Source organism: Stenotrophomonas sp. STEN031, assembly GCF_056759975.1.
This window is the reverse complement of sequence record NZ_JBRREA010000026.1, coordinates 1-25,632: the sequence shown is the minus strand read 5'-3', so window position 1 is coordinate 25,632 and position 25,632 is coordinate 1. Positions and strand designations below refer to the sequence as shown.

19 protein-coding genes and 1 tRNA gene are annotated in these 25,632 nt (G+C 64.9%); 12 read left to right on the top strand and 8 right to left on the bottom strand.

Annotated elements, in window-relative coordinates; all coding sequences use genetic code 11:
• Positions 1–4: 4 nt before the first annotated feature.
• The 5 genes from ACVOLQ_RS12895 (at position 5) to ACVOLQ_RS12875 (ending at position 8,366) form a co-directional block, all read left to right on the top strand.
• Positions 5–2,620, top strand: coding sequence for a [protein-PII] uridylyltransferase (locus ACVOLQ_RS12895; protein WP_481528300.1), 2,616 nt, complete (start codon positions 5–7; stop codon positions 2,618–2,620).
• A complete protein-coding gene (gene dapD / locus ACVOLQ_RS12890) occupies positions 2,620–3,705 on the top strand; it encodes a 2,3,4,5-tetrahydropyridine-2,6-dicarboxylate N-succinyltransferase (RefSeq protein ID WP_313494733.1) in 1,086 nt (361 codons plus the stop codon). Before ACVOLQ_RS12895 ends, dapD begins: the two co-directional genes overlap by 1 nt.
• A 174-nt stretch (positions 3,706–3,879) precedes the next feature.
• Entirely contained in the window at positions 3,880–4,236 is a 357-nt protein-coding gene (locus tag ACVOLQ_RS12885; protein ID WP_313272720.1) for a Spx/MgsR family RNA polymerase-binding regulatory protein, read from the top strand.
• A gap of 63 nt (positions 4,237–4,299) precedes the next feature.
• Positions 4,300–5,427: a succinyl-diaminopimelate desuccinylase gene (dapE, locus tag ACVOLQ_RS12880; RefSeq protein WP_481528278.1), complete on the top strand. Its 1,128-nt coding sequence runs from the start codon at positions 4,300–4,302 to the stop codon at positions 5,425–5,427.
• Between the two features lie 77 nt (positions 5,428–5,504).
• Complete coding sequence (locus tag ACVOLQ_RS12875) at positions 5,505–8,366, top strand: GGDEF domain-containing protein (RefSeq protein ID WP_481528277.1); 2,862 nt, start codon at positions 5,505–5,507, stop codon at positions 8,364–8,366.
• A gap of 15 nt (positions 8,367–8,381) precedes the next feature.
• On the opposite strand, the gene ACVOLQ_RS12870 is transcribed toward ACVOLQ_RS12875, so the two are convergent.
• From ACVOLQ_RS12870 to ACVOLQ_RS12860, 3 genes are all read right to left on the bottom strand, one after another.
• Positions 8,382–9,068, bottom strand: coding sequence for a pentapeptide repeat-containing protein (locus tag ACVOLQ_RS12870; RefSeq protein ID WP_481528276.1), 687 nt, complete (start codon positions 9,066–9,068; stop codon positions 8,382–8,384).
• Positions 9,069–9,165: 97 nt separating this feature from the next.
• The gene (locus tag ACVOLQ_RS12865; RefSeq protein ID WP_481528275.1) at positions 9,166–10,062 is read right to left on the bottom strand and encodes a tetratricopeptide repeat protein; all 897 of its coding nucleotides are present in this window, start codon (positions 10,060–10,062) and stop codon (positions 9,166–9,168) included.
• 29 nt (positions 10,063–10,091) lie between these two features.
• Positions 10,092–10,373 (bottom strand): hypothetical protein, encoded by a 282-nt coding sequence (locus tag ACVOLQ_RS12860; protein ID WP_481528274.1) that lies wholly within the window; start codon positions 10,371–10,373, stop codon positions 10,092–10,094.
• 46 nt (positions 10,374–10,419) lie between these two features.
• Between ACVOLQ_RS12860 and asnB the strand changes: the two genes are divergently transcribed.
• Together asnB and ACVOLQ_RS12850 are read left to right on the top strand one after the other, a co-directional pair.
• Positions 10,420–12,105, top strand: a complete 1,686-nt coding sequence (gene asnB / locus ACVOLQ_RS12855; protein WP_481528273.1) for an asparagine synthase B — start codon at positions 10,420–10,422, stop codon at positions 12,103–12,105.
• Positions 12,106–12,281: 176 nt separating this feature from the next.
• Positions 12,282–12,707 carry a RidA family protein gene (locus tag ACVOLQ_RS12850; RefSeq protein ID WP_481528272.1) on the top strand — a complete coding sequence of 142 codons (426 nt, stop codon included), beginning with the start codon at positions 12,282–12,284 and terminating at the stop codon, positions 12,705–12,707.
• Positions 12,708–12,883: 176 nt separating this feature from the next.
• Here the strand turns inward: ACVOLQ_RS12850 and ACVOLQ_RS12845 are convergent, their stop codons facing one another.
• Positions 12,884–15,382, bottom strand: a complete 2,499-nt coding sequence (locus ACVOLQ_RS12845) for a penicillin acylase family protein (protein ID WP_481528271.1) — start codon at positions 15,380–15,382, stop codon at positions 12,884–12,886.
• A gap of 149 nt (positions 15,383–15,531) precedes the next feature.
• Between ACVOLQ_RS12845 and ACVOLQ_RS12840 the strand changes: the two genes are divergently transcribed.
• On the top strand, positions 15,532–16,020 hold the full coding sequence (locus ACVOLQ_RS12840; RefSeq protein WP_481528270.1) for a ferritin-like domain-containing protein: 489 nt from the start codon (positions 15,532–15,534) through the stop codon (positions 16,018–16,020).
• 139 nt (positions 16,021–16,159) lie between these two features.
• Here the strand turns inward: ACVOLQ_RS12840 and ACVOLQ_RS12835 are convergent, their stop codons facing one another.
• The 3 genes from ACVOLQ_RS12835 to ACVOLQ_RS12825 form a co-directional block, all read right to left on the bottom strand.
• Positions 16,160–16,816, bottom strand: coding sequence for a thiopurine S-methyltransferase (locus tag ACVOLQ_RS12835; RefSeq protein WP_481528269.1), 657 nt, complete (start codon positions 16,814–16,816; stop codon positions 16,160–16,162).
• A gap of 179 nt (positions 16,817–16,995) precedes the next feature.
• Positions 16,996–19,239: a DNA topoisomerase IV subunit A gene (gene parC, locus ACVOLQ_RS12830; protein ID WP_481528268.1), complete on the bottom strand. Its 2,244-nt coding sequence runs from the start codon at positions 19,237–19,239 to the stop codon at positions 16,996–16,998.
• Positions 19,240–19,303: 64 nt separating this feature from the next.
• The gene (locus ACVOLQ_RS12825) at positions 19,304–20,167 is read right to left on the bottom strand and encodes a helix-turn-helix domain-containing protein (protein WP_481528267.1); all 864 of its coding nucleotides are present in this window, start codon (positions 20,165–20,167) and stop codon (positions 19,304–19,306) included.
• Positions 20,168–20,386: 219 nt separating this feature from the next.
• Between ACVOLQ_RS12825 and ACVOLQ_RS12820 the strand changes: the two genes are divergently transcribed.
• The 4 genes from ACVOLQ_RS12820 to ACVOLQ_RS12805 are packed head-to-tail and all read left to right on the top strand — an operon-like array spanning position 20,387 to position 25,086.
• Complete coding sequence (locus ACVOLQ_RS12820) at positions 20,387–20,833, top strand: MarR family winged helix-turn-helix transcriptional regulator (RefSeq protein WP_481528266.1); 447 nt, start codon at positions 20,387–20,389, stop codon at positions 20,831–20,833.
• 5 nt (positions 20,834–20,838) lie between these two features.
• Positions 20,839–22,326, top strand: a complete 1,488-nt coding sequence (locus tag ACVOLQ_RS12815; protein WP_481528299.1) for an efflux transporter outer membrane subunit — start codon at positions 20,839–20,841, stop codon at positions 22,324–22,326.
• A gap of 11 nt (positions 22,327–22,337) precedes the next feature.
• On the top strand, positions 22,338–23,519 hold the full coding sequence (locus ACVOLQ_RS12810) for a multidrug transporter (RefSeq protein WP_481528265.1): 1,182 nt from the start codon (positions 22,338–22,340) through the stop codon (positions 23,517–23,519).
• Between the two features lie 7 nt (positions 23,520–23,526).
• Positions 23,527–25,086, top strand: a complete 1,560-nt coding sequence (locus ACVOLQ_RS12805) for a DHA2 family efflux MFS transporter permease subunit (RefSeq protein ID WP_481528264.1) — start codon at positions 23,527–23,529, stop codon at positions 25,084–25,086.
• A gap of 264 nt (positions 25,087–25,350) precedes the next feature.
• Here the strand turns inward: ACVOLQ_RS12805 and ACVOLQ_RS12800 are convergent.
• A tRNA-Leu gene (locus ACVOLQ_RS12800) sits at positions 25,351–25,437 on the bottom strand.
• Between the last annotated feature and the right edge of the window lie 195 nt (positions 25,438–25,632).

The window sequence follows — 25,632 nt, the reverse complement described above, 5'->3', positions numbered from 1 at the left end:
CCCGATTCTGGACACGCCGGCAGATCCTGCCGGTGACGCGCAATGGGCTGCCGATGCACGGCAGTCACTTGCCCATACCGATGCCCGCTTGGGCAAACGCTTCGAGCAGACCGACAATGTCGAGCGCCTGCCCGGCCTGCGCACCCGCGCGGTTGATCAACTGATCATCGATGCCTGGCACCGCTGCATTCCCGCCGGTGCCGGGCTGGCATTGTTCGCGGTTGGCGGCTACGGTCGTGGCGAACTGTTCCCACGTTCGGACATCGACCTGCTGGTGCTGGCCGAAACCGATGTACAGCACCGCCACGAAGCCGCACTGGCACGTTTGTTCGCACTGCTTTGGGATGCCGGCTTGCCGGCCAGCCACGCGGTGCGCTCGGCGACACAATGCGTGCACGCTGCCGCCGACCAGACCGTGCTGACCGCCTTGATCGAAGCGCGTGCGCTTGTCGCCGATGCCACTGCCCAGCACGGCCTTGCACGGGCAATTGCACCGAGCCTGGTATGGCCGCCGCGTGAGTACTTCCTGGCCAAGCGCGAGGAACTGCTTGCACGCCACCAGCGTTTTGGTGATACCGCCGACAACCTCGAGCCGGACATCAAGGACGGCCCGGGCGGCCTGCGCGATCTCAATACGCTGGGCTGGATGGCGCTGCGCGCCTTCGGCGTCAGCAATATCGATGCGCTGGTCGGGCTGGGCCATCTTGGGCTGGACGAGGCTGCTGCGCTGAAGCGCGAACGCCAGGTACTGGTGCGGCTGCGCTATGGCCTGCATCTGGTTGCACAGCGCCCGGAAGAACGCCTGCGTTTCGATTACCAGAAGACCCTGGCCGCGCGCATGGGCTTCGGTGACGACGCCGAGAGCCTGGGCGTGGAAAAGATGATGCAGGGCTTTTATCGCAGTGCGACGGTCATCCGCCGCATCAGCGACCGCCTGCTGCAGCGGTTTGAGGAACAGTTTGACGGCGAAGCCACGCCGCTGCCGGTGGGCCAGGGTTTCTCACTGCGGCGCGGCTATCTGTCCGCCGACGATCCGCTGTGGCCGCACGGCGACATCCGCAGCATCTTTGCCTTGTTCGCCTGCTGGGCCCGTACCGCCGACGTGCGCGGCCTGCACTCGATGACCGCGCGCGGCCTGGCCGAGATGCTGGATGAAATCCCTGCCTACACCGCGGTGGACGAGGCGGTGCGTGAGCAGTTCATGGCCTTGCTGCGCGGCCCGCGTGCGGTCGATACGCTGGCGCGGATGGCGCGCCTGGGCGTGCTTGGCCAATGGATACCGGCATTCGCGGCCGTGTCCGGACGCATGCAGTTCGACCTGTTCCATGTCTATACGGTGGACCAGCACACCTTGATGGTGCTGCGGAACATGGCCTTGTTTGCCAGCGGCCGCGCCGACGAACGTTTTTCCATCGCCCACGAAGTCTGGCCGCGCCTGCGCAAGCCCGAGCTGCTGTTGCTGGCTGGCCTGTTCCATGACATCGCCAAGGGGCGTGGTGGCGACCACTCGGAACTGGGCGCGGTGGACGCGCGTGAGTTCTGCAGCCTGCATGGCTTGAGCAGCTCGGATACCGAACTGGTTGCGTGGTTGGTGGAACAGCATCTGCGCATGTCGGTGACTGCGCAGAAGCAGGACATCACCGATCCGGAGGTGATCCACCGTTTTGCCGGCCTGGTGGGTGACCGTGATCGCCTTGATTATCTTTATCTGCTGACCTGCGCCGATATCGCCGGCACCAGCCCCAAGATGTGGAATGCATGGAAGGACCGCCTGCTGGCCGACCTGTATTTCGCCACCCGCCGCGCGCTGCGCGAGGGTTTGGAACATCCCCTGCCGGAGGCGGAGCGGGTGCAGGAAGCACGCGACAACGTGCGCGAACAGATGCGCTTGCTCGGCCATGACGACGTGGTGATCGATCGCCAGTTTGCAGCCATGCCCGACGAAAGCTTCGTGCGTTTCCGTCCCGAGCAGCTGGTATGGCAGGCTGCGTCGCTGGTGGAAATCCACAAGGGCGGCACCTTGGTCAAGGTGCGGCGTATTACGCCCGAGAGCGATGCGCTGGAAGTCTTCGTGCATTCACCGGACCGCGATGGCATGTTCGCCGCCATCGTGATGACGCTTGATCGTGCCGGTTATGGCATTCACCGCGCACGCGTGCTGGACGGCCCTGGCGACACCATTTTCGACACCTTCGAAGTCACCCCGGCAGGCAGTTTCGCCGATGGTGATGCCGCACGGCTGGAGGCCGCGCTGCGCAAGGCGCTGGCCGGTAATATCCTGGTCCTGCGCCCGTCGCGACGGGTGATGCCGCGCCAGCTCAAGCATTTCCGCTTCGCTCCGCGCATCGAGTTCCTCGACTCCAGCCATCAGGACCGCACCGTGTTGAACCTGGTGGCGCCGGATCGTCCTGGCCTGCTCGCCGATGTCGCGCATGTGCTGCGCGACCAGCGCCTGCGCGTGCAGGACGCGCGCATCGCGACCTTCGGTGAGCGCGCCGAGGATCAGTTCCAGCTTACCGATCGCCACGATCACCCCCTTACCGAAACCTCCATGCAGGCCTTGCGTGATGCATTGCTTGCCTGCCTGGATCCCGACAACAAGCCAGGAGACCCCCACTGATGGCAAGCAAGCCCGCAACCAAGAAGACCGTGACCAAGACGACCGCCAAGAAGGCTGCGCCTGCAAAGGCCGCGCCGAGCAAGGCCGCTGCGCCGAAGAAAAAGGCCGCAGCAACGACCAAACCGGTCGCCAAGCCTGTTGCGAAGGCGGTCAAGGTGCCGGTCAGGAAGGTTGCTGCTGCCAAGCCGAAGTCGACCAAGCCGGTCACGCCTTCGGTAGGCCCGCGCAGCCTGCGCAAGCCGCCGGCACCGGGCGTTGCCGAGTTGAAGTTCAGTATTGAGAGCGCCTTCGAGCGCCGCACCATGCTGACCATGGACGAGATCGAAGGTTCGACCCGCGCGCTGGTCAACCGCGTGATCGACGGCCTCGAGTCGGGTGAGTTCCGCGTTGCCGAGCCGGATGGCAACGGCGGTTGGAAGGTCAACGAGTGGTTGAAGAAGGCCGTGCTGTTGTACTTCCGTGTCAATGACATGGCGGTGATGGACGGCGCCCCGGCACCGTTCTGGGACAAGGTCGAGTCGCGCTTCGAAGGCTATGACGAGCCCGCGTTCCGCGCCGCCGGTGTGCGCGTGGTACCCGGTGCGATTGCCCGCCGTGGCACGCATTTCGGCAAGGACGTGGTGCTGATGCCGAGCTTCACCAATATTGGCGCACACGTCGGTGAAGGCACGATGGTCGATACCTGGGCCACGGTGGGTTCCTGCGCGCAGATCGGCAAGCATTGCCACCTGTCCGGTGGTGCCGGCATCGGTGGCGTGCTGGAGCCGTTGCAGGCCAGCCCGACCATCATCGAGGACCATTGCTTCATCGGCGCGCGTTCGGAAGTGGTGGAAGGCGTGGTCGTCGGCCACCACAGCGTGATCGGCATGGGCGTGTTCCTGAGCCAGAGCACCCGCATCTACAACCGTGCCACCGGCGAGGTGACCTACGGCTATGTGCCGCCGTACAGCGTGGTGGTCAGCGGCTCGCTGCCGTCCAAGGACGGCACGCATTCGCTGTACTGCGCGGTGATCGTCAAGCAGGTGGACGCCAAGACCCGCAGCAAGACCAGCGTCAACGACCTGCTGCGCGGGTTGGCGGATTAAGTTACTCCTTCTCCCTGCGGGACTGCAGCCCCCTTTTTGGGGGAAGGTGCCCCGAAGGGGCGGATGAGGGTAAGGCCGTCGCCTGCGGTGTGATTCGCAAGAGGCTTCGCCCTAACCCTCACCCCAACCCCTCTCCCGAAGGGAGAGGGGCTACATCAGCGCGAGTTTTGAACCATGACCACGATCTACGGATTGAAAAACTGCGACACCTGCAAGAAAGCCACCAAGTGGCTGGACCGCTTCAATGTCGCCTACACCTTTGTCGATTACCGCGACAACAAGCCCAGCCCGGAAACGCTGCTGGAATGGGCCGGCAAGGCCGGCGGCTTCGCGGCGATGATCAACAAATCCTCGACCACCTGGCGGCAGCTGCCGGACAACCGCAAGTCGCCCGAGTCCGATGCCGAGTGGAAGCTGCTGCTGCGCGAATACCCGCAGCTGATCAAGCGTCCGCTGGTCATCACCGACGATGGCACGCTGAGCCAGGGTTTCAGCGACAACGGCTTCAAGGCCCGCTTCAACATCGCCTGATCCGCCCTCCAACAATTGTGGGAGCGGCGTGAGCCGCGAAGCCACCGATCAAAGAAGGCCGCAATGAACGACGTACTAGCCCTGACCTGCGACCTGGTCGCCCGCCCCTCGGTAACCCCGGAAGACGCAGGCTGCCAGCGACTGATCGCAGGCCGTCTCAACGCCGCCGGTTTCAACTGCGAGCACCTGCGCCTGGGCGAAGTCGACAACCTCTGGGCCACCCACGGCAACGGCGCACCGGTACTGGTGCTGCTCGGCCACACCGACGTGGTGCCGACCGGGCCGGTCGAGGCCTGGAGCAGTGACCCATTCAAGCCGGAGGTGCGCGGCGGCGTCCTGTATGGGCGCGGCACTGCCGACATGAAGGGCAGCGTTGCTGCCTTCGTGGTGGCCGCCGAGCAGTTTGTTGCCGCGCACCCGGACCACCCGGGCACGCTGGCGGTGCTGCTGACCAGCGACGAGGAAGGTGACGCCATCGATGGCGTCCGCCACGTTGCCAAGCTCTTCGTCGAGCGCGGGCAGGGTATCGACTGGTGCATTACCGGCGAGCCGTCGTCCACCGCCAAACTCGGTGACCTGCTGCGCGTCGGCCGCCGTGGCAGCCTCTCGGCCAAGCTGCGCATCAAGGGCGTGCAGGGCCATGTCGCCTATCCGGACAAGGCCAAGAACCCCATCCATCTGGCCGCACCGGCGTTGGCTGAGCTGACTGCCCGGCATTGGGACGACGGCTATGAAAGCTTCCCGTCCACCAGCTTGCAGATCTCGAACATCAACGCCGGCACCGGTGCCAACAATGTGATCCCGGGCGAACTGCAGGTGATGTTCAACCTGCGCTACAACCCGCATTGGAATGCGGACATGCTGGAAACCGAGATCGGCGCGCTGTTGGACCGTCACGACCTGGACTACGACCTGCAGTGGCACCGCAGCGGCGAGCCGTTCTACACCCCGGAAGGGCGCCTGCGCAGTGTCGCGCGCGAGGTGCTGGCCGGGTTTGCCGGCGCGGCACCGGAAGAAAGCACCGGCGGTGGAACCTCCGACGCCCGCTTCATCGCACCCTTGGGCGCGCAATGCATCGAGGTGGGTCCGGTGAATGCCAGCATCCACCAGGTCGATGAAAACGTACGCGTCGCCGACCTGGAAGCGCTGCCTGACCTGTACCGGAAACTGATAGAAAAACTGCTGGACTGAACTGTTACGGTGCGGGTGCACAATCTTGCCGGGGGGGCGAGATGGACAGGGTTCAAATGGGGTTCCGAATTGGGCTGATGGCCCTTGTGCTGGTGTGCGCGCTGCCGTTCGCGCACGCCACTGCCACGCTGCATGGCCTGCCATTGCTGCGGCAGTTCGGGGCGAGCCAGTTGCCGGCCGCACCGACCTATCCCGGCGTGGTCGTCGACCGCACTGGCAACCTGTACGCGGCCAGTGGCGAAGGGGTGATGATCTTCCGCAGCGGTGTATGGGAGCTGCTGGAGGCGGCGGGCGAGGCACCGGTGTACTCGATCATGCTGGCGCGCGATGGCAGCCTCCATGTCGCGGGTGCGGGCATGTTTGGGCAGCTGCTGCGGCAGGCCGATGGTACCCATCGATTCATCAACCTGCTGCCACGCCTGTCCGCTGCCGGACTGGTGCAGGGGCCGATCGAGGTGTTTTCGTTGGGGGAGACCGCGCGTGGCATACACGCGGTGAGCGCCGGTGCGCTGTTCGTACTGGAAAAGAACGGCAGCACCACCCGCCTGCAACTCCCCGCCGGCGCGCGTACGCGCCCGTTGGTGGCGGGTGACGAGGTCTATTTCCGGGTTCCGGGTGAAGGCCTGTACCGGGTGGGCAGGGCTGCGATGGCGCTGGTCGAGGGCATGGAACCACTGGCCACGCTGCGCGTGCCCGCAGCGTGGCCCTATCGTGGTGGGCTGTTGTTCGCCGCTGCCGACGGTTTCCATTTCAGTGACGGCAACGGCCTGCGCAAGCTCGATACCGAGGCCACTGCCGCGTTCGGTCTGCATGAGCCGTATACCGGCATTGCCTTGGCCGATGGTGGTTTTGCGGTGGGTAGCTTCGACGGCACCATCATGCGTTTTTCGCCTGAACTGAAGCTGCTCGACAGTTTTGCCGCCTGTGCAGGTGAGATGCATGATCTTGTGGAGGATCGTGATGGTGCGGTGTGGATAGCCGGCGAGAGCGGCATCGCGCGGTTGCGCTGGTCGCTGCCATGGACGCGCTATGGGCGCCTGCATGGGCTGCGTGGTCGCATCTTCGACAGCACCTGGTATGACGGCCGCCTGTGGGTGGCGAGCATGGGCGTGTGGCGTACGCAGTCCTCCATGACAGGGACACCTGTGTTCTCGCAACTGCAGTGGCCACGCCGCGACCTGGAAACCTTCGCACTGGAAGGCACCTCCGCCGGGCTGCTGATCGGTGACCGCTATGGGTTGGCAGTGTTGGACCCGGGGCAGACGCAACCGCGGCGATTGTTGCCGGCAAAGCTGGGAGACAGCGTCAGCAGGCTGCTGCCCTCGGCGTTTGACGCGCGCCGTATGTTCGCCGTCAGCCGCAGCCGGGTCATCGTACTCGGCCAGCGCGAGGGGCGCTGGCAGCTGCAGGCGCAATGGAATACAGGCCAGAACGCGGTTTCCGGCTTGTACGAAGTTGCCGCAGGCGAGATATGGGCTGGCGATCCGGGCGGCGGCGCGCGCCGCTGGCGCTTCGCGTTGGATGACGGTCGGTTGCTGGCGGAGCAGCGCTTCGGGTTCGCCCAGGGCTTGCCTGTGGTGGCGGGGCAGGGTACCCGTCTGTTCCGCAGCGGGGGCGTGCTGTACGCGATCTCGGGTGCGCAAGTGCATCGGCTGCAGGGGGAGCAGTTCGTTGCCGGCGCCTTGCCCGTGTTGGCAGGGCTGCAGGCACCGATGGAGCTGGAAGGAGAAGATAACGCGAAGGGAAGCTTTGCATGGACGGCAAGGCAGTTGTGGTGGCGCAAGCCCGGGACGGACGCGTTCCAGTTGCAGCAGGTCAGCGATAGCCGCGTACCTGGTTTCATGACGGTTGCGCTGCACGGCGATGGACAGCTGCGCGTGGTCACCCGCGACAGCGTCCTGCAGCTGGACCCTGCGGCCGCCGAACACCTTGCAACACCGCCGCGGGCACGGCTGGATCGCATCGAACTGCAAGGTCCGAATCACCCGCCGGTACTGCTGTCACTGGCACCGCGGGCAGTGCCACGCTTGCCGGCCGGTGCCGGCCTGGCATTGCGCTTCGGTGTACAGAGCATGGAGCCGGAGGTTGAGTTTCGCTATCGCATGCCGGGCTATCACGATGATTGGTCGCCCTGGGCAGCAGGGCGCGAGTTGACCTATCAGCGCTTGCCGGCCGGTGCCTACACCTTCCAGTTGCAGGCCCGGGTGCTGGGTGGCACGCCGACCGAGGCAATGAGTTACCCGCTGCAGGTCGCGCCATTCTGGTACCAGCGCCCATGGGTTCGGCTGGCTTTTGGTCTGGCGGGACTGGTGTTCGTGGTAGGGGTGGTTGGTCTGCGCACCCGCGCCATCAACGCACAGAATCGTCTGCTCGAGAAGAAGATCAACGAACGCACGGCCGAGCTGCAAAGCGCCAACTCCCGTCTCTCGGCCCTGGCTGTCACCGACGGGCTGACCGGTATCGCCAACCGGCATGCGATGGAGAAAACCCTCCCGCGTGCGTGGCAGCGCTGCGCGGAACGGCAGGAGCCGTTGGCGGTGATGATGATCGATGTGGACCATTTCAAGCAGTTCAACGACACCCACGGCCATCATCTCGGCGACCTGCAGTTACGCCGCGTCGCGCAGACATTGGCCGCGCAGGTGACGGGGGCCGAAGAGCTGGTCGCACGCTACGGTGGCGAGGAGTTCGTGCTTATCCTGCCGGACTGCGATGAACCGATGGCGCTGGCGCGTGGCGAGCGCCTGCGCAGCGCGGTGGAGCAGGTCACTGGTGCGGCGGGGCAGCGGGTGACGATCAGCGTCGGCGTTGCGGTCTGCACGCCGCTGATCAAGGACGATCCGATGGCGCTGGTGCGGTGCGCGGATATGGCGTTATATAGGGTCAAGCGCGAAGGGCGGAATCGGGTGGATGTTGCCAGCCTGCAAGCAGGGGCGTAGCAGGCCACGTCTGCGTCAAGCAACAATCAACCCGAACGCCGCCAGCGCCGCCGCAGCCTGCCGCTGCGAGATCACCGCTTTCTTGAAGTGCTTGCTGTCCATCACGTTGAGTCCGCTGATGTCGGTATCGCGCAGGTCGGCACCTTCGAAGCGGGTGAGGCGGGTCTGTGCGTTGCGCAGGCTGCCGCCGCTGAACACCGCGTCGCGGAAGTCGCAGCCGGACAGATCGGCATCGGAGAAATCCATGCCTTCCAGCTGTGCCTTGCGGAATGACATGCCGCGCAGGTCGGCGCTGACCAGCAGGCAGTCGCGGAATTCCAGTGCCCAGCCGCTGACTTCCTGCAGGTGGGCGCCGGTCAGCTTGCAGTCCTTGAACTGCACCGACGACAGCGTGGCGCGTCGCCAGAAGCTGTTGTTGAGGTCACAGTGATCGAAGCGCGAATCGCTGAGCTGTGCTGAACTGAAGTCGCAGTGGCTGCCACGGCATTTCTGCCATCGGCTCTCCTCCAATGATGCGGCGAGCCAATTTGCCTTGTTCAGCGAGCATTGCTTGAACTGGAAACCGTCCATGTCCAGGCGCGAGAAATCGCCTTCGTCCAACGTGCACGATTCGAACACCGCTGCCCGCGGATGCGCGCGGATGATCTGCTGCATGCGCGCGCGGTCGATGGTTTCTTCGTGGAAGACCGGGGTATTCGTCATGTCCAACTCTGCAGGTGCTTGCGCATCATTCTGCGCGACATCGCTCTGTTGATGCAGTCTTGTTGCGGCGGGCGTTGTGTGTACAGACCTGCTCAATCTATTCGAAGATGAAGAACGGCGGCGCGATGGCCCGACGCCAGTACGACTCCTCGGCCAGATAGAACTCCTGCGCCTGGGCACGCGCGAACCATGCCGCCGCTGCCGTCTCATCTTTCGGCAGGGTTTTGCTGCCGCGACCGAGCGCCAAGCCGCTGAAGTACTGGCCGTAGACATTGCCCTGTTCGCCGGCGCGCTGATACCAGTGCAGTGCCTCGCGCATATCCGTGGGCATGCCGATGCCTGCTTCGTGCAAGGCGCCAAGGTCGACCTGGGCCTCGGCGTCGCCACGCGCAGCACGCCGCTGGATGCGGGCGATGGTCGCATTGGCGGAGGGCTGGTCGGGGACAACGCGCGCAGCTTCGGTTGAGGCATGGGTTGCCTTGCGCAGTGCGTCCAGCTTGTACAACTCACGCATGTACACCGCCGAGCGCAGGCGCCAGCGCAGTGCGCCTGCCATGTCGCCCTGGCGTTCGTACCAGCGTGCAAGATCGGACATGGCATACGGCGAGCCGTGGTAGGCGGCACTCTGGTACCAGCGCAGTGCCTTGCGTGGCGATGGCTTGAAGCGAACGTCCTCGGGCTTCTGCGGTTCGTCACTGCTGTCCAGGCGGCCGCGCTCAAGGATCCTGCCCAGTTGCTCCGCGGCGGCGGTGCTGCGGTGGGTGCGCGGCGTTGTCGACGCTGCGCGTGCGTACCATTCCAACGCACGCGGGTCGTTCCAGGCCTGGTACATCCTGGCGACCCGCAGGGCCGAATCGAACTGGCCATCGGCGGCTGCGGACAGCGCATCGCGCTCGCTGTCGCTGGGCGGGCGGGTGTTGGGGGGTGTCGCGCAACCGAGCAGGATGAACAGGGGCAGGGCGTACAGCAGCACACGGGGTGTGGGACGGGGCATCCAGCAGGTCCGGGCAAGGTGGCGGGCGATTATCGCGGAGTGCGCCGGCCCGGCCGCTGAATCGGTTGCCAAAGCAACAGTTGCGCCGTCGCCAATACCGGGATAACGTCGGCGCCATGTCCTCGTTCCCGGCCACCGCCGTCAACAATAACAACCGCAATAATCTGCGCGCGAATAATCGTGCGCGGCCACTGCGGGACTGCGACCAGAGCTAGAACAGGCAACACGCTCAGGACACCAGAAAACCCGCATCGGCCGATGCGGGTTTTTTTGTGGCCGGGCGGGAACACCGAGCGGCTGCAGGTCTTCAAGCCGTTGCTTCCAATGTTTGTCCCCACACAACCCAGGAGCTTTCCCATGTGTTCCATCTTCGGCATTTTTGGCCTGCAACCCGGTGACGACCTGCAGGCGCTGCGTCGGCAGGCGCTTGAACAATCCCAGCGCCAACGGCATCGCGGCCCGGACTGGAGCGGCGTCTACGTGGACGACGGCGCCATCCTGGTGCACGAGCGGCTGGCCATCGTCGACCCGGCCGGTGGCTCGCAGCCGTTGCTATCCGATGACGGCCAGCTCGCGCTGGCGGTGAACGGTGAGATCTACAACCACCAGGAGCTGAAGAAGGAGCTCACCCAGCCCTACGCCTTCCAGACCGGCTCGGACTGCGAAGTGATCAACGCGCTGTACCGTGAGGACGAGCCGGCGTCCTACTTGAACAGGCTCAACGGCATCTTCGCCTTCGCGCTGTGGGACCGCGCAAAGCAGCGCGTGATCATCGCCCGCGATCCTATCGGCGTGGTGCCGCTGTACTGGGGCCACGACAAGCAGGGCCGGCTGTGCGTGGCCTCGGAAATGAAGGCGCTGGCAGATACCTGTGCCGACGTGGCGCAGTTCCCGCCCGGCCATTGGTATGACAGCAGCACCGATACGCTGAGCAAGTACTACGAGCGTCCGTGGCGGGATTACGACGCGGTGGAAGGTGTGGATGTGTCGTTGACCGAACTGCGCGAGGCCTTCGAGCGCGCCGTGCACCGCCAGCTGATGACCGACGTGCCGTATGGCGTGCTGCTGTCCGGTGGCCTGGATTCCTCGCTGGTCGCCGCGGTTGCGGCGCGCTATGCGCGCAACCGCATCGAAGATGGCGGTCAGAGCGAGGCCTGGTGGCCGCGCCTGCACAGCTTCGCCATTGGCCTGAAGGGTTCACCCGACCTGGCCGCGGCCAAGGTGGCGGCGGAAATGCTGGGCACCGTGCACCACGGCTTCGAGTACACCTTCGAGGAAGGCCTGGATGCGGTGCCGGAAGTGATCCGTCACGTCGAGACTTACGACGTCACCACCATCCGTGCCTCCACGCCGATGTTCCTGTTGGCGCGACGGATCAAGGCAATGGGCGTGAAGATGGTGCTGTCCGGTGAGGGCAGTGACGAGATCTTCGGTGGCTACCTGTACTTCCACAAGGCACCGAACGCGCGTGAGTTCCACGAGGAGCTGGTGCGCAAGCTCGATGCGCTGAACAACTACGATTGCCTGCGCGCGAACAAGTCGATGATGGCCTGGGGCGTGGAGCCGCGCGTACCGTTCCTGGATCGCGAGTTCCTGGATGTGGCGATGAAGATGGATGCGCGCCACAAGATGGTCGACAAGGCCAGCGGCCGCATCGAGAAGGCCGTGCTGCGCGAAGCCTTTGAAGGCTACCTGCCCAAGGAAATCCTGTGGCGGCAGAAGGAGCAGTTCAGCGATGGCGTCGGCTATGGCTGGATCGACGGTTTGAAGGCGCACGCCGAGTCACAGGTCAGCGACCGCGTGCTGGCCGCCGCCGACAAGCGCTTCCCGTACAACCCGCCGCAGACCAAGGAAGCGTACTACTACCGCCACGTGTTCGAGCAGTTCTTCCCCAGCCACGCGGCCTCGGAAACGGTGCCGGGCGGCAAGTCGATTGCCTGCTCTTCGCCGGCGGCAATTGCATGGGACGCCAGTTTCGCCAGCATGGCCGATCCATCCGGTCGCGCCGTGGCCGGTGTGCACGAGCAGGCCTTGGCAGGTTAAGAGGTCAGTCGACCCAAAGGTCATTGGAAGCGTCGGCCCGCCTTGCCTTCAACGCCCCTCTTCCCTGCCCGGAGAGGGGTTGGAGGGGAAGGGGCCACTTTACATGTCGCACAATTCAACGTGCGCGATCAGGAAACCGCAGTTCTTCCTTCTATAACGACTCAAAAGGATTTTCGATGCGTGCTTGTGCGTTCGTGATGTTTGGCCTGCTCTGCAGTTCCTACGCCCACGCCAGGGAGGTGCCATTGGAGCGGCATCAACAGGGTAGTTGGGAAACCGATATCGGCTACACCGGCATGGTGCGTGATGGCGACACGCTGCATGTTTCCGGCGTCCCCTGCCGTGGTGCGGAAATGCAGGCTGCGGTGCGCGATTGCTACGGCAAGCTGACGAAGATCCTGCAGCAATTCGATGCGGACAGCAGCCAGGTGGTGAAGGAGACGGTGTTCACCACCGACATGGATGGCTTGATCAAGGCGATTCCTGAGCGCAAGACCTTCTTTGCCGATGGCAAGTATCCGGCCGCGAGCTGGGTGCAGATCAGTCGCCTGTTCGACGCCGAGGCCAAGCTTGAAGTGGAGTGGACAGTGCGCTTGAAGTAAGCGCGCAGTGCATTGGTGACGGCGAGCCGGTCAGCTGTTTGTGGGAGCGGCGTCAGCCGCGAAGCAGGGACACCATCAGGTTGCATATGCATCGAGGGTTCCAGTAAATCCAGCTTCGCGGCTTATGCCGCTCCCACACATGGATGCCAGCCGGGTTGCGTGCGCGGCGTTGTCTTCTATCTTGGACTCAAGCTCAGGCTGTGCGCCGGCTTGCCCGGCAGGAACGGAGTCGGGCGGCCTTCCACCCAGTCGTCGTGGCCTGTCCCCCAGAACGGCGACAGCGGATGGCCGCTCTGGCCGCCCGGCATGTGCACGATGCCGTCGGCCTCATGGCCGGGCGAGACCACCATGCGCTCGGAAGCGCCGAACTTGGGTCCGACCACGCGCGGCATGTTGTCGTCGCCGGCCAAGGGTTGCGCCGGCATGCACAGCCAGCGTTTGAACAGGCTGGGCAACGCGGCCGAGACCGGATGGCAGATGGCGGCAGTATTGCGCTCGCCCCAGCTGCGTTGTGCCAGATCCGGACCCTGTCCGGCCAGATCCTTCTCAAGTTGGCGAGCGCTGTCGGTGAGCAAGGCATCCCAGCTTTCATACGGCGGTGGCAGCAGGTGCGGCGGGCGTTCGCTGAGCAACGGCCACAGCACACCTTCGAACTGGGCCAGCTTGGGCGGTATGTAACGTTCGCCCAGCTGCTCCTTGGCCGGTGCCAGCAGTGCGCCTTCCATGTTGTCCATCAGGATGCCGCGGAAGCCGCGCGCCATCCGATAACTGACTGAATCGGTGGATGCGCGGCCCTGCCACTGGCGGCTGGCGGCTTCCAGTCGTTTGAGTGCAGGGTCATCGCTGTGTTCGACAGTCTGCCGCAGCAGCTTCCACCAGCGCTCCATCAGCAATGCGCGGTCGTCGAGCTGGAGCGCCAGCAGGTCACTTTCCTTGAAGCTTTCGTGTGCGAACAGGCCGTCGCGGATCTGCTTTGCGCGTGCACCGAAGTCATAGCCGCCGTCACCGGCCTCGGCCAGCGCAGCACCATCGAGCACGCGGCCATTGGCTGTCCACAAGCGGTGATCCGGCGGGTCGACCAGTGCCGGTGCCTGATTGGTGCGGATTGGCCACGGTGCACAGTTGGCCTGCATGGCTGCATCGGCATGGCAGGCCGGGTCACGCGCAGGGCGCGCGCCGATCAGGCGCCAGGCGATGCGCCCGCTGCGGTCGGCGACCAATAGATTCTGTGCGGGGATGCCGGAGCGGTCGGCTACCGCAAAGGCGGAGTCGAGATCGGCAGCCTTGGCCATGTCAGCGAAATCCAGGCGCACCGCGCCAGCCTGCTGGCCTACCCAACGCAGGGCCAGCAGTTGCCCGTCGGGCTCGTCGTGCAGGACAGGGCCCCAGTCGCTTTCGCGTACCAGCAGCAGCTCCGGGTGGGCGCCGGCGACGGCGATGGACTCGTTGAAGGTGCGCAGCGGGGTGTTCGCGGGCAGGGTGGTGTAGTCGGCGGTGTCGATATAGCTGTTGGTGAAGGCCCAGGCCACCCGCGTATTGCTGCCGACGATGACTGCAGGCAGGCCGGGCAGGGTGAAGCCTGCAACATCGACCTTGCCCTCGGGAGCGGTTGGGTCGGCATAACGCAGGCGTGCGCGGAACCAGATGTTCGGCGCACGCAGGCCCAGGTGCATGTCGTCGGCGATGATGGCGCGGCCGTCGGCTGTCAGAGCTCCTGCTACTGCGAAGTTGTTGCTACCCGGAAAAGAACCGGTAGCCGCAGGCGACCCACCTACGTCTCTCTCCCGCGCAGCGGGAGAGAGGGGGACCGCTTGCGAAGCAAGGGGTGGAGTGAGGGCAGCCAGGTAAGGCGCAAAAGAACCGGTCGCCGCAGGCGACCCACCTAGGTCTCTCTCCCGCGCAGCGGGAGAGAGGGGGACCGCTTGCGAAGCAGGCGGTGGAGTGAGGGCCGGCGCGGTGCCTGCATTGCGCAGGTCCAGCGTTGCCGCATCCGGTAACACGGCATCGCCACGGGGCTCGCCAAACAAGGGCGCATCCCAGTTGCTGCCGTCGTGGGCGAGCAATGCATACAGGGCTGGCGGCACCACGCTGCGGATGCGTGCCATCGCCAGTTCGCGGGTATTGGTCGGGTCCTGCAGGTCGGCGTACATCGCCAGCCCGGTCAGCACCGAGTCCTCCAACTCCCAGGCGCGCGGTTGCTGGCGCAGCAGCAGATAAGGCCATGGCCGTACGGGCAGCGCGGCAAGGCCGGCATTGACGCCGTCGCGGTAGGCCTCGATGACGCCGCGCTTGTCGCCCAGGGCGGCGCCCAGGTTCTGCTGGGTGTGGGCACGCAAGCGGTGCACGCGCATGCGTTTGTCCAGCGGCAGGGCCTTGGCGCCGAACAGTTCGGACAGCTCGCCCGCTGCCGAGCGGCGCATCAGGTCCATCTCGAAGAAACGTTCCTGTGCGTGCACGTAGCCCAGGGCGCGGGCCATGTCGGTCTCGTTGGCAGCTTCGACGGTGAGCACGCCGAGCGCGTCGCGCTGGATGCTGACCGGTGCAGACAGTCCTGGCAGGGCCAGTTCCCCGTCCAACTGTGGCAGGCTGCCGCGCAGCAGTCCCCAGATGACCAGCAGTAGTATCAGCAACAGCCCCAATACAACCCAAAGCGAACGCAGCAGCCAACGCAGCACAGGCCTACCCCCGGTAGCGGTTCTGCCGCGATTGTAGACAGCTTGTGAAGCCGAAGGAGAGGGAATCGCAACTGAAAGTGATTCCGATTAGATCATTGGCTTTTCAGATGGGGCACCCTATGCACCATCGAATCATCAGGAGCACCCCCATGCAGGGCAAGTCCGAAGTCATTGAGTGCCTGAAGGAGCTGCTGCGCGGCGAACTGGCTGCGCGCGACCAGTACTTCATCCATTCCCGTCGTTACGAGGACCAGGGCCTGCTGGCGCTGTACGAGCGTATCGGCCATGAGATGGAAGAAGAGACCGAACACGCCGACGCCCTGCTGCGTCGCATCCTGTTCCTGGGCGGCGACCCGGATATGCGTCCGCACGCCTTCGAGCCGGGCGTGACGGTGATGGAGATGCTGGAGAAGGACCTGCAGGTGGAATACCAGGTGCGCGCCAACCTGGCTGCCGGCGTGAAGCTGTGCGAAGCGCAGGGGGACTACGTCAGCCGTGACATCCTGATCGCGCAGCTGCGTGACACCGAGGAAGACCACGCCTGGTGGCTGGAGAAGCAGCTGGGCCTGATCAAGCGCATTGGCCTTGAGCTGTACCAGCTGAGCAAGATGGACGCCAAGGGCACCCCGGCGCATTGATTCTGTAGTGCCGACCCATGGTCGGCATTTGAATCTATCGGCAACGCCCCCTGCCGACCATGGGTGGGCACTACAGGTGTCGTGGGTCTTCGGGTTTGCCTGTAACGCCCCTGCCGACCATGGGTCGGCACTACGGGCATTACAGGCGTTGCAGCCTGTATACGGCAGTGGAAAGCGCGCTCACGCCGTCAGCGCGGAAGTCCGGCTGCTGGTCGAGGATGTCGCGGCGTTCCAGCAGGCCGGCTTGCCACGGGCTGGCAAACAAGCGCTGCACTTCGGCTTCCTCCACCGAGAACGGCGGGCCCTGCTTTTCGTCCTGCGGGTATTCCAGGGTGATCAGCACGCCTTGGCAGCCTACCGGCAGCTGCCCGTACAAGGTGTCGCGGTAGTGTTGGCGCAGATGCGGCGGCAAGGCGATCAGTGCTGCGCGGTCGTAGACGCCGGCGATATCGCCCAGCAAGTCCGCATCCAGCGCGAAGGCATCACCACAGATGATTTCAATCGGCCCGGCGCTGTAGTGCTCGCCGTACTGGCTGCTGTGGCGCTGCGGGGTGAGGTCGGCTTCGGCGAAGAACTGCTCTATCGCCATTGGCGACAATTCGACGCCCAGCACGCGGTGGCCTTGCGCCGCCAGCCAGTGCATGTCCAGGGTCTTGCCGCACAGTGGCACCAGTACGCGGCTGCCTGCCGGGAGTTGCAGCTCGGGCCAGTGCTTCTGCAGCAGCGGCATCACCTCGTTGCGATGAAAGCCGATTTGACCGTTCTGCCAACGTTGCAGCCAGAAGTCGGGTTGCATGGGGTTCTCCAATTGCGTTTGCTGGTGACTTGTAGGAGCGGCGTGAGCCGCGAAGCTGATAGCAATGGATCAAGAGTGATCTATGGTCACTGAGGTTTGTTGGTTCAGTGGCTTCGCGGCTTACGCCGCTCCGACAAAAGCATAAAAAAGATGGCCGGGCATTGCCCGGCCATCTCTTGTTACTGAACTTCCAGCCCTTCAACCTTCTGCCACCCACGCGGCAGCAGATGCCCGCGCGTCGCCCGTGTTCCCAGATACGTCTCCAGGTCCTTGAACGACAGGTTCATGGTGCGCTGGCCGCTGCGCACCTGCAGGGTGTTGCTCGGGCCTACCGCGACCACCGCCACCACGCGCTCGGTGGAGAGCTTGGCCTTGGGGATCTCGATGATCTTGTTGCCCTTGCCCTTGTCCAGTTCCGGCAGCTCGCTGGCCGGGATGGCGAGCATGTTGCCGGCGCTGGTGACCGCGACGATGCGGTCGGTTTCCGGGTTGGCGACCAAGGACGGGGTCAGCACTGCCGAACCGGCGGACAGGTTGAGCATCGCCTTGCCGGCCTTGTTGCGCCCGGTCAGGTTCTCGAAGCGGGTGACGAAACCATAGCCGTGGGTGGACGCCAACACGAAGCGGGTGTTGTTGTCGCCGCTGGCTACGGTGACGAAGCTGCTGCCCGGTGCCGGCGAGAAGCGGCCGGTCAACGGCTCGCCATTGCCACGTGCCGAGGGCAGGGTATGCACCGGCGTGGAGTAGGCGCGGCCTTCGGTATCGAGGAAGGCCACCTGCTGGGTGCTGCGGGTACGCGCCACCGCCAGCAGGCTGTCGCCGTCGCGGTAGTTCAGGGTCGAACCGTCGACGTCGTGGCCCTTGGCCGCGCGTACCCAGCCCTTCTCCGACAGCACCACGGTCATCGGCTCGCTCGGAACCAGCTCGGTCTCGTCGATGGCCTGGGCGGCACCGCGCTGTACCAGCGGCGAACGGCGTTCATCGCCGAACTTCTTGGCGTCGGCCAGCAGTTCGTCCTTGACCAGCTTCTTCAGCTTGGCGCTGCTCTGGAGGATCGAGAGAATCTTGTCGCGTTCCTTGGCCAGCTCATCCTGCTCGCCGCGGATCTTCATTTCTTCCAGACGCGCAAGCTGCTTCAGCTTGGTTTCCAGGATGTACTCGGCCTGGTCTTCGCTCAGTGCGAAGCGCGCGATCAGCGCGGCCTTGGCATCGTCCTCGGTGCGGATGATGCGGATCACTTCGTCCAGGTTGAGGAAGGCAACCAGCAAGCCTTCCAACAGGTGCAGGCGACGCTCGACCTTCTGCAGGCGATGGTTGAGGCGGCGGGTGACCGTGTCCTGGCGGAAGCGCAGCCACTCGCTGAGCAGCATCTTCAGGTTCTTGACCTGCGGACGACCGTCCAGGCCGATGACGTTGAGGTTGACGCGGTAGCTGCGCTCAAGGTCGGTGATGGCGAACAGGTGGCCCATCAGCTGCTCGGCGTCGACGCGGTTGGAGCGCGGCATCAACACCACGCGCACCGGGTTGGCGTGATCGGATTCGTCGCGGATGTCTTCCAGCCACGGCAGCTTCTTGGCGCGCATCTGCGCAGCGATCTGCTCGATCACCTTGGACGGCGAGACCTGGTGCGGCAGCGCATCGATGACGATGTTGCTGCCTTCCTTCTTGAAGGTAGCGCGCGCACGGACGCTGCCATTGCCGGTCTCGTAGATGTTCCGCAGGTCCGACGGCGAGGTGATGATCTCGGCGGTGGTCGGGTAGTCCGGGCCCTTCACGTGCTCGCAGAGCTCGGCGACGGTGGTATCCGGCTCGTCGATCAGGCGCACCAGCGCGCTGACGATCTCATTGAGATTGTGCGGCGGTACGTCGGTGGCCATGCCCACGGCGATGCCGGTGGTGCCGTTGAGCAGCAGGTGCGGCAGGCGTGCCGGCAACCAGCTCGGCTCTTCCAGGGTGCCGTCGAAATTCGGCGACCAGTCGGTGGTGCCCTGGCCCAGTTCGCCCAGCAATACCTCGGCGATCGGGGTCAGCTTGGATTCGGTGTAACGCATGGCCGCAAACGATTTGGGATCATCGCTGGAGCCGAAGTTGCCCTGACCGTCGATCAGCGGGTAGCGGAACGAGAACGGCTGGGCCATCAGCACCAGGGCCTCGTAGCAGGCGCTGTCGCCGTGCGGGTGGTACTTACCGATGACGTCACCGACGGTGCGGGCGGACTTCTTGGGCTTGGATGCGGCACCCAGGCCCAGTTCGCTCATCGAATAGATGATGCGGCGCTGCACCGGCTTGAGCCCGTCGCCGATGAACGGCAGGGCGCGGTCCAGCACCACGTACATGGAGTAGTCGAGATAGGCGCGTTCAGCGTATTCGCGCAGTGGCTGCTGTTCGAAGCCATGGTAAGCGGGGCGTGCAGACTCAGTCATTGCGGGTGGGTGCTACCTGTTGTGCGGAGCCAAGGCGGGGGCCGCCGGCTGCCTGATCCGACGATTATCCGGATGGCGGCGGAGATGCCAAGCCACGGATGGGATCGAGCCCGCCTTCCAGCCCCTGATCGGCCCGGCTCTGGTAGCGGCCGGGCGGCAGGCCGAAGTGGCGGCGGAACACGATCACGAAGGCGCTGGGGCTGCTGAACCCCAGTGAATGGGCGATGTCGGCCACGGCATGGCCGTCATTGAGGCGGCGCAGCGCCTCGGCCAGCCGCGCCTGCTGCCGCCATTGGGCGAAGCTCAAGGTGGTCTCGTCGCGGAAATGGCGGCTCAGGCTGCGCGACGACAAGCCCGCCCACTGTGCCCATTGCGCAAGGCTGCGGTCATCGGCCGGTTCGGCCAACAGCTGCGAGGCGATTCGCAGCAGGCGCCGATCGGCCGGCATCGGCAGGTGCATGCGCTGGCGCGGTGCCTGCCGGATTTCGTCCAGCAGTACATCCATCATGTGTTGCTGGGGCGCTGACAGTGGCTGCTCCGGCGACCAGTCGCTGATCCGCTCGGCCAAGGCATTGAGCAGGCGGGAAATGCCGATCACGCAGGGCTCGTCGGGTAAATCAACGCAAACCGGGCTGGCCAGGGCCATGCCCCAGCCACGCAGCGGGCCGTCGATCACCACCGTATGCGGCTCGGCGGCGGGCATCCAGCCACCCGAACCCGCCGGCAGGGACCAGGTGCCGTGACGGGTGCGGGTGGTCAGCAGGCCACGTTCTACGCAGATCAGCTGTGCCCGCGCGTGCTGGTGCCAGTCCACCTCGCGGGCCAGGCCCTGCGGGCTGTCGAAGCGGAAGCCGAATACCGGCGGGCCGTCGTCGCGCTCGAACCAGTCCAGTTCCTGGTCACGCAGCAGCGGGGCGGGCAGCTGCATGCCAAAGCCCTGCGGTGCCCGGCGCCGGACCGAAGAGAGGGTTGCGCCTGTACTTGGCCTGATTTCGTCATTCATTGGCTGAATTGTATTACCCGGCCATGAGCGCAGCCATTACTGTGTCCCGGTCGGCCGCAGACACCATTGATGCAACACAGCATCTGATACCAAATAGAATATTTCCATTGAGAAATATTCCATCTGGAAGGAAGATGCCCGCCCATGATCTGTGCCGACACCACCCAGCCCCCCAGCTTTGGCCTGTTGCTGCGGCAAGTCCGCGACGGCCTCGCCCGGCAGCTTGATGCCTCCATGGCCGAGGAAGACCTCGGCCTTGGATTCAGCCACTACATCGGTCTGAAGACCTTGATGCACATGGCGCCCTGTACCGCCAACCAGCTTGCACGCGGCCTGGACCAGGTCCCCAGCGCGGTGACCCGTCTGCTGGACAAGTTCGAAGCGCTGGGTTGCGTGCGCCGCGAGGCGCATGCGCAGGACCGTCGTGCATTGCAGATCGTGCTCACCGATGAAGGCCGTGCCCTGTGGCTGCGTTTGAAACAGCGTGGCGACAAGGTGATGGAAGACGCCATGCGTGACCTGCAGGCGGAGGAGCGGGAGATGTTGATGTCCCTGCTGCTCCGTATACGTGACTCCTTGATGACCCCATGAAAACCATGTCCTCCCCCACATCCCTGGTTTCACCCGCCCGCGGCCTCCTGGCCGCGGCGCTGGTTCTTACGCTGGCCGCGTGTGCCAGCAGCCGTGGCCTGCAACCGCAGGGGCGACTGTTGGAGGCCGACAGCCTGCACAGCAGCCGCAGCCTGGCCGGTACGCCGCTCAGTGCAGCCGGCTTTCCGGCAGCTGATTGGTGGCGTGCGTTCGCCGACCCGCAGTTGGATGCGCTGATCGACGAAGCGCTGCGCGGCTCGCCCTCGTTGGAGGTGGCTGACGCACGCCTGCGCCAGGCGCAGGCACACGCCGCCAGCAGCAATGCCGAGCGCAAGCCCAGCCTGTCGTTGTCACCGGGCTATACCGGCATGCGCCTGCCCGAATCCATGGCCGGTGATGAAATCGGCGGCCATTACATGGGTAGCGTGCAGGCCGTGGCCAACTTCAGTTACGGCGTCGACCTGTGGGGCGGCAAGCGTGCCGCCTGGGAAGCCGCCGTCGACAGCGGCCACGCCGCTGCCGTGGATGCGCAGGCTGCGCGCCTGGACTTGGCTGCCGCCATCGTCCAGGGCTACGTGCAACTGGCCCATGCCGGGCAACTGCAGCGTGTTGCCAATGACGAACTGGCGCGCGCCGAGAAGACCTTGCAGCTGACCCGCCAGCGTCGCGCCGCCGGTATCGACAGTGAACTGCAGGTGCAGCAGGCACAGGCACGGCTGCCAGCTGCGCAACAGCAGCAACTGGCCGCACAGCAGCAGATCGATGTGTCGCGCAATGCGCTGGCCGCGCTGCTCGGCAAAGGACCGGACCGCGGCCTGGACATCAAGGTTCCGAATGAATTGAATCCGCTGGCCCTGCAGCTGCCAGGTGTAGTTCCCAGCGAACTGCTGGGCCGGCGTCCGGATATCGTTGCCGCGCGCTGGCGCGTGGAAGCGGCGGACAAGCAGGTCAAGGTGGCCAAGACCCGCTTCTACCCGAACCTCAACCTGACGGCTTTGGGCGGGGTGGTGTCCAAGGACCTGGGCAGTCTGTTTGAAAGCGGCTCCACCTTCGGTCTGCTGGCACCGGCGCTGAGCCTGCCGATCTTCGATGGCGGTCGCCTGCGCGCCGGTCTGGCCAGCAGCGATGCCGACTATGACCTTGCCGTGGCCAACTACAACCACACCCTGGTGGAGGCCCTGCGCGACGTTGCCGACCAGGTCAACGCCAGCCGTTCGCTGGCCGAGCAGGTGCAGGCGCAGCAGCAGTTGCGTGGCATCGCGCAGACCGACTACGAGCTGGCGCAGCAGCGCTACCGTGCCGGTATCGGCAACTACCTTGATGTGCTCAGCACCCAGGACCGCCTGCTGCAGGCCGACCAGGGGCTGAGCAACCTGCAATCACAGCAGCTGCTGTCTTCGGTACGCCTGAGCACCGCCCTCGGCGGCGGCTTCCAGCCCACCGTCGACACGGCGCCGGCCGTTGCCGCCGGCAACGACACCACGCATTCCTGAGAGTCCCCCGAATGAGCCAGACAACCTCCCCCGATGCGGCAGCCGCCGCTCCCAGCCGTCGCGGCAAGCTGCTGCGCGGCCTGTTGTTCGTCGTCCTGATCCTGCTGGCAGCGTTTGCCGCGTGGTACTACTTCCTTGGCCGCTGGGCCGAGGAAACCGACGACGCCTATGTCGGCGGCAACCAGGTGCAGATCACCCCGCAGATCACCGGCACCGTGGTATCCATCGCCGCCGATGACGGCATGAAGGTCGAGCAGGGCCAGTTGCTGGTGCAGCTGGACCCGGCCGATACCGAAGTGGCGATGCAGCAGGCGCAGGCCAACCTCGCCAGCACCGTGCGCCAGGTGCGCGGCCTGTACCGCAGCGCCGAAGGTGCACAGGCGGAATTGAATGCGCGGATGGTGTCGGTGAAGCGCGCGCGCGAAGACTTCGACCGTCGCCGTGACCTCGCTGCCAGCGGTGCGATCTCCAATGAAGAACTGGCCCACGCCCGTGACGAGTTGGCCGCTGCCGAAGCCGCCGTTGCAGGTTCGCGCGAGACCGTCGAGCGCAGCCGCGCGCTGATCGACGACACCGTCATCGCCACCCAGCCGGACGTGCAGGCGGCTGCGGCGCAGCTGCGCCAGGCCTATCTCAACAACGCACGTGCCGGCATCGTTGCGCCGGTCACCGGTTATGTCGCGCGTCGCTCCGTGCAGGTCGGTCAGCGCGTGCAGCCGGGTGCGGCCTTGATGGCGGTGGTGCCGGCCGAGCAGATGTGGGTGGATGCCAACTTCAAGGAAACCCAGCTGCGGCATATGCGTCTGGGCCAGGAAGTGGAGCTGCGCTCGGACCTGTACGGCAGTGACGTGACCTACAAGGGCCGCATCACCAACCTTGGCCTGGGCACCGGTTCGGCGTTCTCGTTGCTGCCGGCGCAGAACGCCAGCGGCAACTGGATCAAGATCGTGCAGCGCGTACCGGTGCGCATCGCCGTCGATGCCAAGCAGCTTGCCGAGCATCCGCTGCGCCTGGGCCTGTCGATGAAGGCCGAGGTCAACCTGCACGACCAGAAGGGCACGGTGCTGCCGGCCAATGCGGCCAAGGGCACGGTGTACGGAACGCAGGTCTATGCCAAGCAGCTGCACGATGCCGACGCGCTGATCCACAGCATCATCCAGGACAACCTGCCGCTGTCCGCGCGCGCCAGCTGAGGTCACCATGTCCGCTCAAGCTCCCACGGCGCCGGCCACGACGGTCGGCGCAGGGCCAGCCAATGTTGCGTTGTGCACGGCCGGCCTGGCGCTGGCCTCGTTCATGCAGGTGCTGGATACCACCATCGCCAACGTCTCGTTGCCGACGATCGCCGGCAACCTCGGCGCCAGTTCGCAGCAGGCGACCTGGGTCATCACCTCGTTCGCGGTCAGCACCGCGATTGCCTTGCCGCTGACGGGGTGGCTGAGCCGCCGCTTTGGCGAGGTGAAGCTGTTCGTCTGGGCAACGATTGCCTTTTCCATCGCCTCGCTGCTGTGTGGCATCGCTCAGAGCATGGGCATGCTGGTGGTGTCGCGCGCGCTGCAGGGTTTCGTGGCCGGGCCGATGTACCCGATCACCCAGTCGCTGCTGGTCTCGATCTATCCACGCGAGAAGCGCGGGCAGGCGCTGGCCTTGCTGGCAATGATCACCGTGGTCGCGCCTATTGCTGGTCCCATCCTCGGTGGCTGGATCACCGACAACTACAGCTGGGAATGGATCTTCCTGATCAACGTGCCGCTGGGCGTGATCGCTGCAGCAATCGTCGGTGGCCAGCTGCGCCATCGCGTGGAAACCACCGAGCGTCCGAAGATGGATTACGTTGGCCTGGTCACCCTGGTGATCGGCGTCGGCTGCCTGCAGTTGATGCTGGACCTGGGCAACGAGGAAGACTGGTTCAACTCGACCAAGATCGTGGTGCTGACCTGTATTGCCGCGGTGATGTTGGCGGTGTTCGTGATCTGGGAGCTGACTGACAAGGATCCCATCGTTGACCTGAAGTTGCTGCGGCATCGCAATTTCCGCGCCGGCACCTTGGCGATGATCGTCGGCTATGCGGCGTTCTTCTCGGTGGCCTTGATGATCCCGCAATGGCTGCAGCGCGACATGGGCTATACCGCGATCTGGGCGGGCCTGGCGACGGCGCCCCTGGGTATCCTGCCGATCATGGTGGCGCCGGTGCTGGGCAAGTTCGGGCATAAGGTGGACATGCGCTACCTGGCGACGATTGCATTCTTCGTGCTGTCGATGACCAGCTTCCTGCGTTCGGGCTTCAACCTGCAGGTCGATTTCGCGCACGTGGCCGGTGTGCAGTTGCTCATGGGTGTTGGGTTGGCGCTGTTCTTCATGCCGGTGCTGCAGATCCTGCTGTCCGACCTTGATGGTCGCGAGATCGCGGCCGGCTCCGGCCTGGCCACTTTCCTGCGTACGCTGGGCGGCAGCTTCGCGGCATCGTTGACCACCTGGTTGTGGGCGCGGCGTACGCAACAACATCATGCGGACCTGACCGAGCATGTGTCCTTGTACGACCCGGGTATGCATCAGCAGGTGAACGCGATGGGGCAGGGCGACCTGCAGCACGGTGCGGCGGTGCTCAACGAGATGATCAACCACCAGGCCTCGCAGATGGGCTTCAACGACATCTTCCTGCTGCTGGGCTGGGTGTTCCTGCTGATCATCGGCCTGGTGTGGCTGGCCAAGCCGCCGTTTGGTGCGGGAGCGGGGGCTGCGTCGGCCGGTGGGCACTAACCCAGCTTGTTGTAGGAGCGGCGTAAGCCGCGAAGTCGTCAACAATGAAACTACAACGAAGCCCGTAATCCCATGGATTGCGGGCTTCGTTTTGTGTAGTGCCGAGCCATGCTCGGCAATGGCCTTACCGGTAAAGCCCCTGCTGAGCATGGCTCGGCACTACAGGTTGGGATTATCGGTAAAGCCCCTGCCGAGCATGGCTCGGCACTACAAAAGCATCGGGCACAAAAAAACCCGCTTTCGCGGGTTGTTTCGTTTGAGTCGTGGTGCCCAGGAGAGGACTCGAACCTCCACGGAGTTGCCCCCGCTAGCACCTGAAGCTAGTGCGTCTACCAATTCCGCCACCTGGGCGACTCAGGAGATGAATTGTGCCGAGTGTGAAGAAAACTGTCAACGCTTTGTGCGAAGAAATTTCACATTGCAGCGGAGCACTGTAGTGCCGAGCCATGCTCGGCATGAGGCGCCATCGGTAAGGCCTCTGCCGAGCATGGCTCGGCATTATCGTCGGGATTATCGGTAAGGCTTTTGCCGAGCATGGCTCGGCAC